Below are 17,904 nucleotides of genomic sequence, written 5' to 3'. Positions count from 1 at the left end.
ACTGTGACCGAATTCACATACGTCGGACCGATGCAAACCTAGGCCAGACAGATGCCGGCATTGCATCGACGTGGACAGCCGGGGGGCTTGAGCGCGCATGATCACCATGAAGTATTTCGACGCCGTCCGGGCCGCCCAGAAGAGCCAGCGCCCGGTCGCCGAGATGCCGCCGTTCGACATCGATCGATTGCGCTCCAAGGACGGAATTGCTTCCCGCATCGCCGGCCTTCTTCTCGGCGATCCGCGCTGGTTGCTGGCGCTGCTGCGCCGTTTCTGGCCGAATCTAGGCTTTGGCAACTTCCTGCTCGTCACCAAGGGCGCGGATGTTCGCGACATATTGGAGCGCGGGGACGAGTTCGAGACGCCCTACGGGCCGGAAATGGCCGAGCTGGCCCGAGGCTCGAATTTCATTCTTGGCATGCAGGACGGCGCCGCGTACCGGCAGATGAAATCGGCGGTGCTGAGCGCTTTTCCGCCGGCCGAAGTCGAAGCCGCCGTCAGGCCGATCGCCGAGCGCCATTCGCGCGACATCATGACCCGCGCCAGCCCCGGCTTCGATGCCATCGCCGGATTGATGAAGATCGTGCCGGTGCGCATCTGCCGCGATTATTTCGGCTTGGCGATCGACGATGAAATCGAGTTCGCCGACTGGTCGATCGCGCTCAGCGCGCTGTTCTTTTCCGATCCGACGGCAAACCCCACCACGCGCCAGCTTGCCGTGGTGGCCGGCGACCGGCTGATCAAAGTCATCGACCGCTCGATCGCCGCGGTCAGGGAAAAGGCAGGCGAGGACGACCGGCCGCTGGCACGCCTTGTCGCGCTGATGGACCAGGGCCGCCTGTCGCTGCCCGACATTCATTCCATCATGCTCGGCATGGTCGCCGGCTTCGTGCCGACCAATGTGCTGGCAGGCGGCAATTGCCTGGATGTGATCCTGTCGCGAACCGATGCGCGGCAGGCCGTGGATGAGGCTATCGCCGCCGGCGATACCGGCAAGCTCGACCGGGCGATCATGGAAGCCATGCGTTTCAAACCGATCTGGATCGGGCCCTGGCGCTATACCAGGCGTGACGCGGTCATCGGCAAGGGCACGCGCCGCGAGCGTCTGGTGAAGGCCGGAACGGTGGTGATGCCGGCGACGCTTTCAGCGATGTTCGATCCCGAAATCGTGCAGCGCCCGAACGAATTCGATACATCGCGCCCGCACCGCGACTACATGGTCTTCGGCCATGGCATCCACCTGTGCATCGGCGCCGAAATCGCCCGCATCCAGATCGGCGAATGCGTTCGCGCCCTGTTCAGCAAGCCGAAGCTGGCCCGCGCGCGGGGCAGGGCCGGCAAGACGGTCAATGTCGGCGCCTACCCGGCAAGCCTCAAGGTCGATTTCGAACGCTCGCAGCTTTGCCGCACCGCCGACCAGTCGATGGTGACCGTGGTCTGCCCGATCGACCGTTCGATGCCGCTTGATGCCGTGCGCGACAAGGTCGCCGGCCTCGGCAATCCGGCGATCGGCGAGTTGCGCGGCGCGCTCGACAAGGTCGGCACCATTCATTTCACCAGCCTGGCCGTCGCTCCGACAGGCAAGGATCAAAAATCGGGGCTCAAAACCGGCGCGCTGGTGTTCGAAATCTCCGGCGACGGCAGCTCCGACGATGTCATTGCCGCCATCGCGCAAACCATCGGCCACCGGTTGTGGCCGATTTTCAGGGATGCGTGCGGCCTGGCGGACGGCGGCTCGCTGGAGGACTTTCTCAAGAGGCACCATATCGAGATATCGCCGTCCTTCGGCAGCGCCGCCGGGCTGGTTTTTTCCGGCACGCCGGGGCATTCGGTGCGCCGCATCCTTGCTGAAGCTAGGCTCGCCGACAGCGTGCGTGAGATCGTCGAAAAGCCGCGCACGGGCAGCGGCAATGCGATGGATGTGCTTGCCGAGGCGCGCCGGCATGTCCGGTGCCTCGGGCAGTTCGGCTGGGCGTTCGAGCCCGCCGAAAGCCTGCTGGAAAGGCCACCCGGTCACTGGTCGCGGGCGCTGACGACAACGCTGCTGACGCCTGCGATGTTCGCCACCGTCGCGATCGTCGTCCTGGCCTGCTGGCGCATGACCTATGTGCTGGTGTTCGGAAATCCGCATGGCGTCACCTTCACCAACATCGCGATCGCCGGCACCGCGCTTCTGCTTTCGGTGCTCGGCCTGCTGGCCATTCTCGCGCTGGTCGTGGGCCTTTGCTTCCTGGCGTTGCGGCGGCTCGAGGACAAGGACCAACCGGCAAGCACGCCGGTCGACATTCGCGCGCTCGAGAAGATCCTCGCCAACGAGGATCACACCGCGCAGAACAACCTGACGGCGATCTCGACGATGAAGCCGGGCATCTTACGAAGGCTGGCGCTGAGGCTCTCCTTCTACCTGATCTCGATATCGGCGCAGAAGGTGTTCAAGCCCGGCTTTCTCGCCACCATCAACACTATTCATTTCGCCCGCTGGGTGCTGCTGCCCGGCACCGACCGGCTGGTGTTCTTCTCCAATTACGGAGGCAGTTGGGAAAGCTATCTCGAGGATTTCATTGCCAAGGCCTCGGCTGGCCTGACCGGCGTGTGGAGCAACACCGAAGGCTATCCGCGCACGCGCTGGCTGTTTCTGGACGGCGCGCGCGACGGCGATCGCTTCAAGCGCTGGGCGCGGCGCCAGCAAGTGCCGACGCTGTTCTGGTACACCGCCTATCCGCACCTCAACACAACGCGCATCCGCATCAACTCGAGGATCAGGCGCGGCATCGCTTCGGCCACCGGCAACGAGGCGCGCGACTGGCTGAGCCTGTTCGGTTCCCTGCCGCGCCCGCAAGCGCGGCCGGCGGACGCGACCAGCCTGCCTGAACCTCCGTCTTCGGCCCTCGAGGAACTGGAATCCGGAGAAATCCAATCCATCTTCTTCGGACCGTTCGGCGCGCTCGGCCATGCGCATATGCTTGCGATCCAGGTGCCGGAAGGTTTGCCGGCAACGAAGCGCAAGGCCTGGCTAGACGTCGTCATCGACAAAACCAGCTTTGGCGACGGCGTGCCCGCCGGCCGCGCGATGACCGTGGCGTTCGGCCCCAACGGCTTGCGGCGGCTCGGACTGGAAGGTGGTGTCGACGACCAACCGTTGGACACGTTCCCGGTTGCCTTCCGCCAAGGCATGGGCACGCCCGAGCGCAGCCGCATCCTCAACGACACCGGCCCTGACGCCCCCGACAAATGGCAGTGGGGCTCGCCCGACAAGCCCGTCGACGTGGTCATCGTCTGCTACGCCGAGACGCCGGCTGCGTTGAAAGCCGAGGTCGCGGCCATGAAGCGACAGACGATAGGCGCCGGGATGTCCGTGGCTGCCGAGCTGCCGCTGATGGTGCGGCGCGACGGCAAGCGGGCGGTCGAGCATTTCGGCTTCGTCGACGGCGTCTCGCAGCCGATCGTTCGCGGCACGCAGCGCGCCGCCAAAGGAGCCGCGCCAATGCATCTGCTGGCACCCGGCGAGTTCCTGTTCGGCTATCGCGACGAGCATGGCTTCTACCCGGCTTCGCCCTCCGTGAAGGCGGTGCTGGACCGCACCGGCATCCTGTCGCAGGTGCGTCGCAACCGTCAGATACCGGGGCAACCGCCTCCGCCGCGCGATTTCGGCCGCAACGGCACTTTCCTCGTCATGCGCCAGTTCGAACAGCATGTCGAATTGTTTGACGATTATTGCAGGAAGGCCGCCGTTCAGGTCGGCGACGAAACCGGCGACGCGGCCGTCACACCGCATTGGGTGGCGGCAAAGATGCTCGGCCGCTGGCAGGACGGGAGCTCGCTGGTGCGCAATCCGAATGGACGCCCGGGACGCGGCGTCGACAATGATTTCGCGCTCGGCGCCGAGGATCCGCAAGGGCATGCTTGTCCGCTCGGCTCCCACATTCGCCGTTCCAACCCGCGCGATTCGCTCGGCGAGGATCGCGAGACGCAGATCAGGATCGGCAAGCGCCACCGCATCCTGCGCGTCGGCCGCACCTATCAGAAGAAGGAAAAAGGCGGAAAGATCGAGAGGGGCCTGCTGTTCATGTGTCTCAACGCCGACATCGAGCGCCAATACGAGTTCATCCAGCAGACATGGGTCTCGTCGAACTCGTTCCAGGGCCTGGTGGGCGAGACGGACCCGACGATCGGCGCGCGCGGCGGCGGCGGGCGGTTCTCGATCCCGTCCTGGGAAAAGGTCACCGTGCTCAAGGATGTGCCGCAGTTCGTTACCACGAAGGGCGGGGGCTATTTCTTCATGCCGAGCCGCTCGGCGCTGCGCTATCTGATCTCGCGGCTCTGATCGAGGGGCGCTCAAAGCGGTCCGTGGTTTCGTGGAATCGACGAACCATCCTGAAATCGCTCAGTCGTCGTCCTGCGATTCGGCGATCTGGGCGAGCGCGGCGGCATTGGTGATGCGCAGCCCGCCGCGCTTGATGGCGATCATCTGCCGGCTGCGCCAGTCGTTGAGCGTCTTGTTGACCGATTCGCGGGTCGCGCCGAGGAATTCGCCGAGCTCTGATTGCGAAATCGGAATCCAGCCGGCGGAGTCGGCCATGACGCCGCTCAGGAACACCAGCCGCTTCGCCAGCCTGGCCTCGATGCCGAAGAAGGCCTGATCGCCAAGCTCGCCGCTGACCCAGCGCAACCGCGTGCACAGAAGCTCGATCATGGCGCGCGCCAGTGGTGGGTTTTTCTCAATGCGATCAAAGAGTTGTGTTCGGCTCAGCGAAACCAGCTCGCATGCCGTGAGGCAGATGGCGGTTGCCGTGCGCGGACGTCCGTCCAGCGCCCCGATCTCCCCGATAAGGCTGCGCGACAGCTCGATATTGGCCACCAGCTTCTGCCCGCCCGGCGAATAGATCGAAATCTCGACAGTCCCGCTCATGACGCCATAGATGCGGTCGGACGCGTCCTCCTGGACGAACAAATGCTGGCCGGCGGCATAGCGCTCCAGCTTGCAGCCCGCGAACAGCAGATCGAACTGGCGCGGGTCGATGCGCGCCAGGCGCGGCAGGTTGCTATCGTCCGCGCCGTTTGTAGCCATGATACGATTCCGCCTCTCGTTAAGCGGAAATTGTAGGATAAGTGCGTGCTCGATCAAAGCGTCGTCTCCTTCTATGGTGGCTGGCCGAATTCGGCGGGCGGGGGACAGCATTTCCGATGTCCCGGCTCGCCGAAAATTAGATCAGCCGGCAAACTGTAAGGAGACCGGGCGCACTGGCGGTTGCGGGCCGATCCTTGGAAACGCCGTCCACGCGCCTGGGCGGGAGGTACCCGGCGCGCGGACAGCAAATCTGAAAATGGCTAGGTGATCGAAAATCCCTCTCAAAAAATCCGCATCGGCTGGAGTCCGGCAACAGAGGCCGTCGCCACCGCCGTGAGGGCATCTGCGCGCGAAAAACCGGTCGGCGTCTGTGAAGATGCTCACAGATATGCGTGTCGGGCGGAGGGATTGTTATTTTAGAGACGTGTAGTTCACGTAGCGACAGTCTTTGCGTTGAAAGACAATCGCCATGATTGCCTAGTTGGCAAAGAGATCAAACGAAGTATGGCAGGAACCCTTGGCTTGACTATAACGGCCGGTCGGCGCCATGGTTTCCTTAGGGGAGGGGGCACGCCATGGCAGCCGTGAAGGGACTCCTTGTAAAGGTTCTTGGCGATGATGCGGGGCTGTCGGTGCGAGGCGGGCCGCCCCGGATCGGCGGGATCGACGCCGAACCGATCCTCTCCCTCCCGCCTGGCGCCGGCGGCGCAAATCAGGCCGCGGCCGCGGGCCGCGGCGCCACCTGGCTGCGGTTGGCCACGCAGGCCGCCGATACCGACAATCCTTGGGACCACGCCCACGACTTCATCGCCCAGAACCCGGTGCTGGCAGCCGCGGGCGCGGAAGTGCTCGCGGTTGAGCCCGATATCCTGCAGCAATGGGATTACAAGGACAGCGGCGGCGACCGTGGCATGGCGGCAAGCGCGGCTCCGGCATGCATTTTCGACGATCAGGATCCGAGCGGGGACCAGGCGACGGTCGCGGGCAGGGTCGCCTGGAATGCCGCGCCGGACTTCAGCCAGTTGATGGCGGCGCGCAACAGGGTGGGCGCCAAGCAGGCCAACATCACCATCGCCCATCTCGATACAGGTTTCGATCCGGGGCACCAAACCATTCCGGCCGGGCTTCTCGCGGCGCAGCAGCGCAATTTCGTCGATGACGGAACCGGTCCGAACAATGCCGCCGACCATGCTCCGGCCGGCACGCTGACCAGCAACCGCGGCCACGGCACCGGAACGCTCAGCCTGCTTGCCGGCAACAAGCTCGACGGCACGTCGCCGCACTGGCCGGGCTTCACCGATTTCATCGGCGGCGCGCCGCTGGCGAAAGTCCTGCCGGTGCGCATCGCCGACTGGGTGGTGCGGCTGACCACCGGCACCATGGTGCAAGGCATCGACTATGCGCGCCAGCAGGGCGCGCATGTGCTGTCGATGAGCATGGGCGGTCTTGCCTCGCAGGCTCTCGTCGACGCCGTCAACCTTGCCTATGACCACGGCCTGGTCATGGTCACGGCGGCCGGCAACAATTTTGCCATCACACCGCGCAGCATCGTTTATCCCGCGCGCTACAACCGCGTGCTCGCGGTATGCGGCGTGATGGGCGACGGCCGCGCCTACACCGGCCTCGGCATCGGCACAATGCAGGGCAATTACGGGCCGCCCTCCAAGATGGACACGGCGCTGGGAGCCTACACGCCAAACGTGCCCTGGGCCGAGATCGATTGTCGCAAGGTGGTCGACATGGACGGCAGCGGCACTTCGGCAGCGACCCCGCAGGTCGCTGCCGCTGCCGCGCTTTGGCTGGCCGAGCATTGGGAGGTGGTGAAGAATTATCCCCAGCCTTGGATGCGTATCGAGGCGGTACGCAAGGCATTGTTCGCCAACGCCCTGAAATCGACGGCCAAAATGAATGCGGCGGAGACAAGGCAGAAGATCGGGCAGGGGGTGTTGCGGGCTCTCGATGCGCTGGACTTTCAGCCGCCGGCGGCGGCAAACCTCGCGAAGCTCGCGCCCGCCACCTACACGTGGAGCTGGCTGGACTTGCTGACCGGAGGGAACTCGTTGGCGCCGCCACCGCCGGCGACGCAACGGCAGCGAATGATGTTTGCGCTGGAACTGACGCAGATGGCGCAAGGCACGGCGGCAATCGAACAAGCGATTGCCGATCCGGACGGCGATCCGGACAAGATCCCGGCCGCGGCGCGCAACCGCTATCTCGAAGCGGCGCTCGACCAGGGCAACCCGTCAAAGCCGCTCAAGGCCTTTCTGGAAGGGTGGCTCGGCCGGCCGGGCGCCGGCGCGGCCGTTCCGGCGCCGGTCATCAGCCCTGCGCCGGCCATCAAGCGCAAGCCGCGACCGCTGCCGCCGCCGCAACGCCGCCTGCGCATTTACGCGCTCGATCCATCGGTCGCCAAGCGGCTGGATTCGGTTTCCGTCTACCAGGCGACGCTTTCCGTGCCGTGGGACGACGAGCCGGCGACCGACAGGCCGTTGCTGCCCGGCCCGATCGGCGAATATCTCGAGGTGGTCGATGTCGATCCCGCGTCGGACCGCGTCTACGACCCGGTCGACCTCAACGGCAAAATGCTCTTGGCGCAGGACGGCCTGCCGCCTTCGGAGGGCAATCCGCAATTTCACCAGCAGATGGTCTACGCTGTCGCCATGACCACGATCGGCCATTTCGAACGCGCGCTTGGCCGACGGGCGTTGTGGGCGCCGCACTACGCCGAGGCGCGCGGCCGCGGCGGCGACATGACGGTGAAGGCGCATTATGTGCCGCGCCTGCGCATCTATCCGCATGCGCTGCGCGCCGAGAATGCCTATTACAGCCCGGAAAAGAAGGCGCTGCTGTTCGGCTATTTCCCGGCGACCAGCAACCAGGGCGACGTCACCACGCCCGGAACGACGGTCTTTTCCTGCCTGTCCAGCGACATCGTCGCGCATGAGATGTCGCACGCGCTGCTCGACGGGCTGCATCGCCGCTTCCAGGAAGCATCCAACCCCGATGTGCCGGCCTTCCACGAGGCCTTCGCCGATATCGTCGCGCTGTTCCAGCATTTCACCCTGAAGGAACTGGTCAGCTTCGAAATCGGCAAGGCAAGGGGCGAATTGTCGGCAGCGTCGCTGCTTTCGGGTATCGCCAAGCAGTTCGGGGAAGGCAGCGGCCGGGCCGGGCCGTTGCGCGAATATGGCGGCGCCGGCATGGCCGATCTCGACTACGACAAGACTTTCGAAGCTCATGACCGCGGCTCGATCCTGGTCTTCGCCGTCTACCAGGCCTTCCTCGCGATCGCCGATCGGCGGACCGACGACCTGATCCAGCTTGCCACAGGCGGCTCCGGCATCCTGCCGGCGGGAACCCTGCATCCGAGCCTGGTCGAGCGCCTGACCGACGAGGTCGCCAAGACCGCGAAGCAGATGCTGACCATGTGCATCCGCGCGCTCGACTATTGCCCGGCCGTCGATATCACCTTCGGCGAATATCTGCGCGCGCTGATCACCGCCGACCGCGACGCCTATCCCGACGATTCGCTGCACTACCGCCTGGCTTTCCTGGAATCGTTCCGCAAATGGAAGCTCTTGCCGCGCGACGTTCGCACCATCTCGGAGGAGACGCTCGCCTGGAGCGCCCCCGAGGATCCGTCGCCGGTCTGGCTGAAAGGGTTGCTCAGCAAGATCGACCTCGGCTGGAACCAGAAACTGAAGCGGGCCGAGATCTTCGCGCTCAACGACAAGAACCGCTACACACTGTGGAAGGCGATGCACAAGGCCTTCGCCACCAATCCGGACCTCTACAAGCAATTCGGCCTGCTGCCCGATCTGCCGCGCTACAACGAGGACGGCACCGTCATGCACCCGCCGAAGAAAGGCGAGACGACCTTCGACATCTACAGCGTGCGCCCGACGCGCCGCGTCGAGCCGGACGGCTCGTTCCGCGTCGAGGTCGTGACCGTCATCCAGCAGCGCATTCCGGTCTCGCTCGACGGTACGCCGATGCCGCAAGGCATGACGAACGGCGACGGCTTCTTCTGGTTCCGCGGCGGCGCCACGATCATCATCGATCCGCGCGAGGGCTTCGAGGAAATCCGCTACTCGGTCATCAAGAATACCGGCAGCGCGGACCGGCAGAAACGTCAGGCCGGGACGATGGCGGCCAATTATCTGTCACCGCTGAGGGCCCTCTATTTCGGCGGCGAAGTGTCGGAGCCCTTTGCCCTGCTGCATGCCAGCGACGGAGATGAGGACCATGTCTAAACGGGCAGTGACGAGGACCAGGCCGGCAAAAACGGCTCCCGCGGCGGCACAGGCATCGGGTGTCACCGTTCGGCACTACTGCCAGGGCATCGGCGATTGCCATCTGCTCACCTTCAAAAAGGCGGACGGAACGCCATTCCGCATGCTCATCGATTGCGGCATCCATGTTTCGATCACCGGCGGCCCGACGCTGGTCGGCGACATCGTCGCCGATCTCAGGAAAGAGACCGGCGGCAAGATCGACATTCTCGTCGTCACCCACGAACACTGGGACCATGTTTCCGGGTTCCTGACCGCGAAGGACCTTTTCGAGGATTTCGTCGTCGGCGATGTCTGGATGGCGTGGACCGAAAATCCCGCAGACGCCGAAGCCGCGGAACTCGACAAGTTCAAGGGCCAGGCGCTCTCCGCGCTGCAAGGCGTGGGTCAGAAGCTCGACGGCATGCAGCAGCTCAGCCCTTACATGGCCGGCGTCCGCGACGGCCTGCAATCCGTGCTCGGCTTCCAGTTCGGCGCCGCCGGCGAGCGGGTGCGCTCGGCCCGCGACGCGGCGGCCAGGCTTTCGCAAAAGCGGTCGCCAACCTATTTCGAGCCCGGCGGGCCGCCGCTGTCGGTCGACGGATTGCCCAACCTTCGCATCTACGTGCTCGGCCCGCCGCGCGACAAGGCAGCACTTCGGCTGGAGGAGAAGGCGAGCGAGATGTTTCCCCTTGCCGACGGCGGCCCGTTCGCGCGGGCCCTGATGAGCGCCCTCAAGATCAACGAGGCGGCCGACACCGGCTGTGTCGACGAACTCAGTCCGTTCGAACGCAATGTCGGCACGCCGCTTTCCGCGGCCCTGAACGGCGACAAGGGCAGCGACCCCGCCATCGATATCGGCATTTATGTCCGCAAGCATTATTCCGGGCCGGTTTCGGCCGCGGCCCCCATGGAAGACCGCGACCAGTCCTGGCGGCGCATCGACGCCGACTGGATGGGGATTGCCGCCGACCTTGCCTTGCAACTCGACCGCGGCGTCAACAACACCAGCCTGGTGCTTGCCTTCGAATTCATCGATACGGGCCGGGTGCTGCTGTTCCCGGGCGACGCCCAGATCGGCAACTGGCTGAGCTGGAAGGACCTGAAATGGCCGGTGGAGCAGGGCACCGTCACGTCAGCCGATCTTCTGGCGCGCACCGTCTATCTCAAGGTCGCCCATCACGGCAGCCAGAACGCCACGCCGCAGAAACAGGGTTTTGACCTGCTGACAAGCGCCGACCTGTCGGCCTTCATCCCCACCAGCAAGATCGACGCGGTGAAAGTGCATTGGGGCGAGATGCCTTATGACGGCATCCTGACCGCGCTCGAGACAAAGACCAAGGGGCGCGTCATCCGCGCCGACGATGCCTGGCTGGCGGACAACAACGGGAAGCCGGCTTTTGCCGCGCCGTCCGGTTCGATCCAGGCGGTGCGCAGTGTTCCGCGCGATCCTGCCCGGGGGCCGGGTGGACTTTGGGTCGAAGTGGATCTGGTCTGAGCGTGGCGGGCACCGGACGATTGCGAAAAATCGAAAATCGATCTATGGAGCGATCGGCTGAATGAGGGCGGCCATCCACTTTGCTTGATAGGTCGCCCCATGCCCGATGCATTCTCCCGCGTCATCGCCTTCCTTGCCGTGGTCATGGCCCTGCTGTTCGCCGGGCTGCATTTCCATCAGGGCCACATCGTCGCCACGCTCTATTTCATGACCGGCGCCATTCTGGTGACGGCGGTGACGCGAATGAATGTGAGGAGAGGGCTGATCTAGGCACGGCAATCCATGCCCAACCGCGCCGGCAGCGATGCTTGTGAGTTTCGTGGGCTGGATCATCCAACATATTCAGCAAGTTGGATGGTGGGCGATGCAGGGATTGACGACGCTGGCGGGCTGTACAAGGCCGTTAGGTTGCCAGTCAAGGTAGCCGTCGATCATCCAGCGCAAGATCCCCGGCCATTCGCCACCTGCGGTATTATGAGCAAGAGCAACCTGAACATCAGACAAGAGCGCTTCTGTCTTGCCCTCGCCGAGGGCCTCCCAAAATCTCGCGCTTACATCGAGGCTGGCTATGCTTCGCGCGGAAACGTGGCCGAGGCTGCAGCCGCACGCTTGTTCAGAAATGTTCAGGTTCAATCGCGGATCGGCGAGTTGCAGGCTGCGGCTGCGAGGCGCTCGGAGATCACGGTCGACGATCTGGTTGCTGAACTCGATGTTATGCTCAAGCTGGCGCGCGACACCAAAAACCCATCAGCGCCCCCTATGGCGATTTGTGCACATCGTTAGCGTGCGAGGGCCGAGGCCACCCACGGTGCGGTCTTTGCGATCTCGGTGCGTTTCCCAACTCGCGATCGATGCGCCAGCCTGGCAGCGCTATTCCGGCAGGCCAGCCTTTCGCAAACCTTCTGAAAGCAGAGCCATATCGGCCGCACGCCTGATTGAAACGACGTCGGCAAGATTGGAAATTCGTTGGCTAGGATCGAGGGCGAGAATTCGGCTCACCACCTTTTGCGCATCCTCGGTTCGGCCAGCGTGAGCATAGCTTGCAGCCGCAAAGCGCAACGACGCCAAAAAGTCCGGCTTTTCCCGCAACGACCTTTCCGCCCAAGATGATGCCTCCTCAAATCGACCAGCTAACAGATGAGCCACTGCAACCGCATTAAGCATATCGAACATGAACGGGTCGACTGGGCTCATGCGTATCGCAGTGGCCAGGTGCTGGAGGGCGGTTTCCGTATCGCCGAGGTCGGCTCTTACCCAGCCGCTGAATAGCCACGCAGTAGCCAGGTTCGGATTGAGCCCAAGCGCGCGATCAATGAACGCTGCCCCGCTATTGTAGTTGCCCACGACAAACGCGAGCGCTTCCCCGCCGAGTGAGAGCGCGATCGCGTCATCCCTGCCCAAATCCACTGCCTTCAGAGCCAGGCGTTCTGTCTCGACGGTTTCCTGCTCACGATCGGCCACCCAGCCGTTCGCCTTGCGCATGACGGCACACAACGCGGCCATGCCGTATGCCGAGGCGAATTCAGGGTCGAGTTCGATGGCTTTGTAAAACAACTGAAGGGCGTCTGCGTTGGATTCCCTGGTCAACTGATGAAGACTTGCTATGCCGCGCAGATAGTAGTCGTAAGCGTCAAGGTGCTCGGTCGGCTTGCGCTTGGCCCGCTCGATCTCTGCCTGTTCCAGCTTCGGACCGATCGCTCCGACGACGCTGCGGGTCACTTCCTCCTGCAGGTCAAAAACGTCCTCCAGCCCGCCATCGAAACGGTCGGCCCATAGATGTACTCCCGTTGTCGCGTCGATAAGCTGCCCGGTGATGCGAACCCTGCTTGCCGCCTTTCGCACGCTCCCTTCAAGCACGTAGCGCACGCCAAGCTCGCGTCCGACCTGCTTAATGTCCACTGCCCGGCCCTTGTAGGTAAAGCTCGAGTTGCGCGCGATGACGAACAACCAGCGCGTCCGGGACAGCGCGGTGATGATCTCCTCCACCATGCCGTCAGCGAAGTAGCCCTGCTCGGGGTCGCCACTTAGGTTGTCGAATGGCAAGACCGCGATGGACGGTTTTTCGGGAAGCGCCAGCGTATCCCTTTTCGAGAATTCCGAAGTGGGTTTTGCTCGACTGACCCGATAGGCGCGCACCGCGTCCACGATGTTGTGGACCTGCTGGCTACCGAGGTCGGTGTAGGCATAATCCAGTTTGCCTTTGACCTGCTCGTAAACGTTGCTCGCGACGCAGACGCCGCCAGGTTCTGCAAGCTTCTCGAGCCGCGCGGCGATGTTTACGCCATCACCGTAGATCGTATCGTCCTCTGCAATCACGTCGCCCAAATTCACGCCCATGCGGAAAGTCATGCGCTTGCCTTCGGGCAAACTTGCATTGTGAGCGGCCAATCCCTCCTGGGCTTCGACCGCACACTGCACCGCGTGGACTGCGCTGGCGAATTCGACAAGAAGGCTGTCGCCAGCGGAACCGACGATGCGTCCGTGCGACTCTGTGATCTTGGGCTCGATCACTTCGGCGCGAAGCCTCTTCAGCCGTGCAAGCGTGCCAACCTCGTCGGCTCCCATGAGGCGGCTGTAGCCGACGACGTCGGCAGCAAGGATTGCGGTGAGGCGTCGCTCCATGCTCGTGTCCTGCCTCTCCCATAGGTCGAAGCTCCGGGCGGCGAGCGTATTCCAGTCCTACCTCGAATGCGAGCGTGCAGTGCCGGCGCCGGCAGCGGTCAACTTACCACGTCCCTTTGGCCATTCCTCACATGGCGTGGTTTGTGGTCCGCGGTGCTGCCGAAGGCTACTTTGGGTCAAAACTCGACGATCACGAATAACTGGTATGCGCCTGATCGCAGCCATTAAAGTGAGCCTGTTCGTTGGGCGGCTTGTCGTGACGGTAGAGGTCTCGAAACCAGCCGCTCAACGAGCAAACCGAAAAATCCCTGATGTTTGCAACGGTCTCGGCCTTCGCTGGATTGACAGCTTTGAGCTGATCCGAACGCTCGACTTCTCCACGTCATGGAGGCGGGCTTAGTCGATGCTAACTTATCTGAGGGTGCGGCAGGCTGTCGCGGTGGGGAAAACTAGTGGCGACCCGGTGCCGACATTAGCGAAAGCTACCCCGGTTTTGGCCCTCTTGGCTAGTGCCATCAAGTACTTGATTTATTTGGTAAAGTTGGATGGTGGGCGATGCAGGGATTGAACCTGCGACCCCACCCGTGTGAAGGGTGTGCTCTCCCGCTGAGCTAATCGCCCGCCCGTAGCCCGAAGGCCAAAGCGAGCCGCGATATAAGGGAGGCGGGTGCGCGAAGTCAAGGCGATGCGGCAACCTTATCGCGCGGGTCGGTTTGCGGATTTCTTACGGCCCAACCCGAACCGCCACTCACCGCGCCGCCATGATCAGCCGTTGCGCCGTTTCCGGCGTCAGCGTGTCGAAATGCGAGATCACCAGCGTCGGTTCGAATTCGCGCACATGGCGGTCGGTGTAGCCGAAATCTACTGCGACGACGGGAATGCCGGCGGCCTTGGCGGTGTCGATGTCGGTCTGCGAATCGCCGACCATCAAGGCGTTGTGCGGATCGCCGCCGGCCAGTCTGATCGTCTCGGTGAGATGGCGCGGGTCGGGCTTGCGGAAGGCGAACGTGTCCTGGCCGCAGATCGCGGCAAAGTATTTCGACATGCCAAGCGCGCCGATCAGCGCCACGGAATTGGCTTCATATTTGTTGGTGCAGATCGCCATCAAGTAGCCGGCGGCCTGAAGATGGTCGAGCGCGGCAATGACGCCGGAGTAGGGGCGAGACTTGCCGGGAATGTTCAGCGTGTAATGGTCGAGGAACAGCTTCAGCAGCCGGTCGTGCTCTTTGGCCACCAGCGCCTTGTTTTGCGCGGCATGGGCGCGTTCGATCATGACGCGGCCGCCATGGCCGACGAAGCGCCTGAAGCCGGCCTCGTCGACAGCGGCCAGATCGCTTGCCGCCAGGCTGTGATTGAGGCTGTCGAGCAGGTCCGGCGCCGTATCGACCAGGGTTCCGTCGAGGTCGAACACGATGATCGGGCGGGTCATGGGCGGTCCTGCGGCAGTTGGGTTGCCGCAGCCGATACAGGTTGGACCGGGTTCAAGCAAGAAGCCTCGATCGGTCCACAGCGGCGCCTTTGATGGCCTTTGACGGGACAGGCAAAAATGCTAGGAGGCGCGCGAAACCCGCAAAATCGAGGCTCCGGATGGACGCAAGGCAGTTGAAAGTCGAGGCCGCGAGGGCAGCGCTTGCCCATGTCGGCAGCGGCATGCGGCTCGGCATCGGCACCGGCACCACAGCGGAAGAGTTCGTGCGGCTGCTGGCCGAGAAGATCGCGACCGGCCTTGAGGTGGTGGGCGTGCCGACCTCGGAGCGCACCGCGGCACTCTGCCGCGAGCTCGGCGTGCCGTTGTCGACGCTCGAAGAGACGCCCGAGCTCGACCTCACCGTCGACGGCGCCGACGAGGTCGATCCGGATCTGACCCTGATCAAGGGTGGCGGCGGCGCGCTGCTGCGCGAAAAGATCGTCGCGGCGGCGTCCGACCGCATGATCGTCATCGCCGACAAGTCCAAGATGGTCGAGACCCTCGGCCGGTTCCCGCTGCCGATCGAGGTCAACAAATTCGGCCTGCGCGCCACGGAGATCGCGATCGGCGCCGCCGCGGCGAAGCTCCGCCTTTCCGGCCCGGTGACATTGAGGATGACGGGAAGCCAGCCATTTGTTACAGACGGCGGCCACTTTATCCTCGATGCATCTTTTGGCCGCATTCCGGATACAAGAGCGCTTTCGAAAGCTCTCTTCGCCATTCCAGGCGTTGTCGAGCACGGTCTTTTCATCGGGCTGGCGTCAACGGCCATCATCGCCGGCGGCGACGGCATCCAAACCGTCCATGCCGCCCGAAAACCAGGGAGTTCTATCGACCATGATGTTGCATAAACGGGTTCGCCGCCTTTCGATGCTTCTGGCGGCCTCGGCAGTGCTTGCGCTGTCCTCGCCGGTGTTTGCTCAGGACGTCAGCGAATCGCACCTGAAGGCCGCGCGCGCGGCTGTCGCGGCGATCCATGCCACGGATTCGTTCGACAACATCCTGCCGCAGGCTGCCGCCGCTCTGGAGTCGCAGCTTATCCAGAAGAACCCCGACATGCAGGAGCTGATCGGCAAGACCGTGACCGAGAAGGCGCTCGCTCTGGCCTCGCGCCGCGCCGACCTCGAGAAGGAAGCGGCGCTCGCATACGCCAAGGTGTTCTCCGAGAAGGACCTCAACGACATCGCCGCGTTCTACAATTCGGACGCCGGCAAGAAGTTGCTGGACAGCGGTCCGAAGGTGACGCGTGACCTGGTGAAGGCGGCCGACATCTGGCAGAACGGTGTTGCCCGCGATCTCGCCCAGCAGGTTGGCGAGACGCTCGCGGCCGCCGCCAAGGCGGCGGCGCCGGCAGCGCCGGCTCCGGATGCCAACGCTCCCGCCGATGGTTCCGCGCCGGCCGACAATTCGGCCCCGGCTGACGGATCGGCGCCGGCCGACAATTCCGCGAACTGACCGGCTTCAGACCTGCCGGCTGCCACTGGACCACAAAGCCCGGGTTTGCCCGGGCTTTTCTTTTGTCGTTTTGCAGCCTACCTGTGCCCCGTCTTTCTCATCCGCAGGAGCCCATCACGATGGCCGGCTATGACTATGATCTGTTCGTCATCGGCGGCGGCTCCGGCGGGGTGAGGGCTGCCCGGATGGCGGCGGCGCTGGGCAAGCGCGTCGCCATCGCGGAAGAATATCGCTTCGGCGGCACCTGCGTCATCCGCGGCTGCGTGCCGAAGAAGCTCTATGTCTACGCCTCGCAATTTCCCGAACACTTCGCCGACGCCGCCGGCTACGGCTGGACCGTGCCCGAGGCGAGCTTCGACTGGCCGACGCTGGTTGCCAACAAGGACAAGGAGATCGCGCGGCTCGAAGCGATCTACAAGGAGAATGTCGAAGGCGTGGGCGGCGAGACCTTTCACTCGCGCGCCGTGCTGGTGGATCAGCATGCCATATATCTGACCGCCGAGGACCGCACCGTCAGCGCCGACAAGATCCTGATTGCCACCGGCGGGCGCCCGGCGCCGCACCCGGCGCTTTCCGGCCACGAATATTGCATCTTCTCCAACGAGGCCTTCGACCTCAAGCAATTGCCGAAAGCGATCATGATAGAAGGCGGCGGCTACATCGCCGTCGAATTCGCCAATATCTTCCACGGCCTGGGCGTCGACACCACGCTGGTTTATCGCGGCCAGGAGATCCTGAGCCGTTTCGACATGGACCTGCGCCGCTCGCTGCACGAAACCATGGAGAAGAAGGGCATCAAGATCCTCTGCCACGCGGTTTCGGAATCGGTGCGCAAGACACCGCAGGGCAGGTTGGACGTGCTGCTCAGCACTGGGCAGACGCTGGCGGTCGATCAGGTGATGCTGGCAATCGGGCGAATCCCCAACACCGAGAATATGGGCCTGGAAGGTATCGGCATCGAACTCAGCAAGACGGGCGCAATTATGGTCGACCAATATTCGCGCACCAATCTCGACAATGTCTGGGCGATCGGCGACGTCACCCATCGCGTGCAACTGACGCCTGTCGCCATCCACGAAGCGATGTGCTTCATCGAGACCGCCTTCAAGAACAACCCGACCGCGCCGGATCACGAGACGATTGCGACGGCGGTGTTCTCGCAGCCGGAGATCGGCACTGTCGGCCTGTCGGAAGACGACGCGATCAGGCGCTATTCGGACGTCGAGATCTATCGCGCCTCCTTCCGTCCGATGCGGCACACGCTCTCCGGCCGTGACGAGAAGATGCTGATGAAACTGGTGGTCGATGGCTCGACACGCAAGGTGTTGGGCGCCCACATCCTGGGGCCGGATGCCGGCGAGATGGCGCAACTTCTCGGCATCCCGTTGAAGGCGGGGCTGACCAAGGACGATTTCGACCGCACGATGGCCGTGCATCCGACCGCGGCCGAGGAACTGGTGACGATTTACAAGCCGACCTACCGCGTGAAGAACGGCGAACGCGTGTAGGAGCATACTTCGGA

The 17,904-nt window shown here is 63.8% G+C and carries 12 protein-coding genes and 1 tRNA gene; 9 read left to right on the top strand and 4 right to left on the bottom strand.

All coding sequences use genetic code 11. From position 1 onward, the window contains the following. The first annotated feature begins 97 nt into the window (after positions 1–97). Positions 98–4,324, top strand: a complete 4,227-nt coding sequence (locus tag F3H96_RS22780) for a cytochrome P450 (RefSeq protein ID WP_149803948.1) — start codon at positions 98–100, stop codon at positions 4,322–4,324. Between the two features lie 60 nt (positions 4,325–4,384). On the opposite strand, the gene F3H96_RS22775 is transcribed toward F3H96_RS22780, so the two are convergent. After that, the gene (locus tag F3H96_RS22775; protein WP_149803947.1) at positions 4,385–5,068 is read right to left on the bottom strand and encodes a Crp/Fnr family transcriptional regulator; all 684 of its coding nucleotides are present in this window, start codon (positions 5,066–5,068) and stop codon (positions 4,385–4,387) included. 575 nt (positions 5,069–5,643) lie between these two features. Here F3H96_RS22775 and F3H96_RS22770 point away from each other — a divergent pair. The 4 genes from F3H96_RS22770 (at position 5,644) to F3H96_RS31240 (ending at position 11,620) form a co-directional block, all read left to right on the top strand. After that, positions 5,644–9,321: a S8 family serine peptidase gene (locus F3H96_RS22770; protein ID WP_149803946.1), complete on the top strand. Its 3,678-nt coding sequence runs from the start codon at positions 5,644–5,646 to the stop codon at positions 9,319–9,321. After that, a complete protein-coding gene (locus F3H96_RS22765; protein WP_149803945.1) occupies positions 9,314–10,837 on the top strand; it encodes an MBL fold metallo-hydrolase in 1,524 nt (507 codons plus the stop codon). The genes F3H96_RS22770 and F3H96_RS22765 overlap by 8 nt, the downstream gene beginning before the upstream one ends. A 99-nt stretch (positions 10,838–10,936) precedes the next feature. Further along, a complete protein-coding gene (locus tag F3H96_RS30655) occupies positions 10,937–11,107 on the top strand; it encodes a hypothetical protein (protein WP_188131503.1) in 171 nt (56 codons plus the stop codon). Between the two features lie 204 nt (positions 11,108–11,311). Further along, positions 11,312–11,620 carry a terminase small subunit gene (locus F3H96_RS31240; protein ID WP_149803944.1) on the top strand — a complete coding sequence of 103 codons (309 nt, stop codon included), beginning with the start codon at positions 11,312–11,314 and terminating at the stop codon, positions 11,618–11,620. An 87-nt stretch (positions 11,621–11,707) separates the two neighbouring features. Here the strand turns inward: F3H96_RS31240 and F3H96_RS22755 are convergent, their stop codons facing one another. Beyond that, positions 11,708–13,459: an adenylate/guanylate cyclase domain-containing protein gene (locus F3H96_RS22755; RefSeq protein WP_149803943.1), complete on the bottom strand. Its 1,752-nt coding sequence runs from the start codon at positions 13,457–13,459 to the stop codon at positions 11,708–11,710. On the opposite strand from F3H96_RS22755, the gene F3H96_RS31640 reads away from it, so the two are divergent. Next, on the top strand, positions 13,458–13,859 hold the full coding sequence (locus F3H96_RS31640) for a DUF4411 family protein (protein WP_149803942.1): 402 nt from the start codon (positions 13,458–13,460) through the stop codon (positions 13,857–13,859). The two genes, F3H96_RS22755 and F3H96_RS31640, sit on opposite strands and share 2 nt — an antisense overlap. A gap of 146 nt (positions 13,860–14,005) precedes the next feature. Here the strand turns inward: F3H96_RS31640 and F3H96_RS22745 are convergent. Next, positions 14,006–14,080: transfer RNA gene (locus F3H96_RS22745), tRNA-Val, on the bottom strand. Between the two features lie 127 nt (positions 14,081–14,207). Continuing rightward, positions 14,208–14,888 carry a phosphoglycolate phosphatase gene (locus tag F3H96_RS22740; protein ID WP_149803941.1) on the bottom strand — a complete coding sequence of 227 codons (681 nt, stop codon included), beginning with the start codon at positions 14,886–14,888 and terminating at the stop codon, positions 14,208–14,210. A 158-nt stretch (positions 14,889–15,046) separates the two neighbouring features. Here F3H96_RS22740 and rpiA point away from each other — a divergent pair, with 158 nt between their 5' ends. The 3 genes from rpiA (at position 15,047) to gor (ending at position 17,890) form a co-directional block, all read left to right on the top strand. Further along, a complete protein-coding gene (gene rpiA, locus F3H96_RS22735) occupies positions 15,047–15,778 on the top strand; it encodes a ribose-5-phosphate isomerase RpiA (protein ID WP_149803940.1) in 732 nt (243 codons plus the stop codon). Continuing rightward, positions 15,765–16,382 carry a DUF2059 domain-containing protein gene (locus F3H96_RS22730; RefSeq protein WP_149803939.1) on the top strand — a complete coding sequence of 206 codons (618 nt, stop codon included), beginning with the start codon at positions 15,765–15,767 and terminating at the stop codon, positions 16,380–16,382. The genes rpiA and F3H96_RS22730 overlap by 14 nt, the downstream gene beginning before the upstream one ends. Positions 16,383–16,501: 119 nt before the next feature. Continuing rightward, complete coding sequence (gene gor, locus F3H96_RS22725; RefSeq protein WP_149803938.1) at positions 16,502–17,890, top strand: glutathione-disulfide reductase; 1,389 nt, start codon at positions 16,502–16,504, stop codon at positions 17,888–17,890. The last annotated feature ends 14 nt before the right edge of the window (positions 17,891–17,904 follow it).

The sequence above is a fragment of the Mesorhizobium sp. NFR06 genome, from assembly GCF_900115245.1.
Lineage (GTDB): Bacteria > Pseudomonadota > Alphaproteobacteria > Rhizobiales > Rhizobiaceae > Mesorhizobium.
The sequence above is the reverse complement of the archived record's forward strand: the minus strand, read 5'-3'. Positions and strand labels throughout refer to the sequence as shown.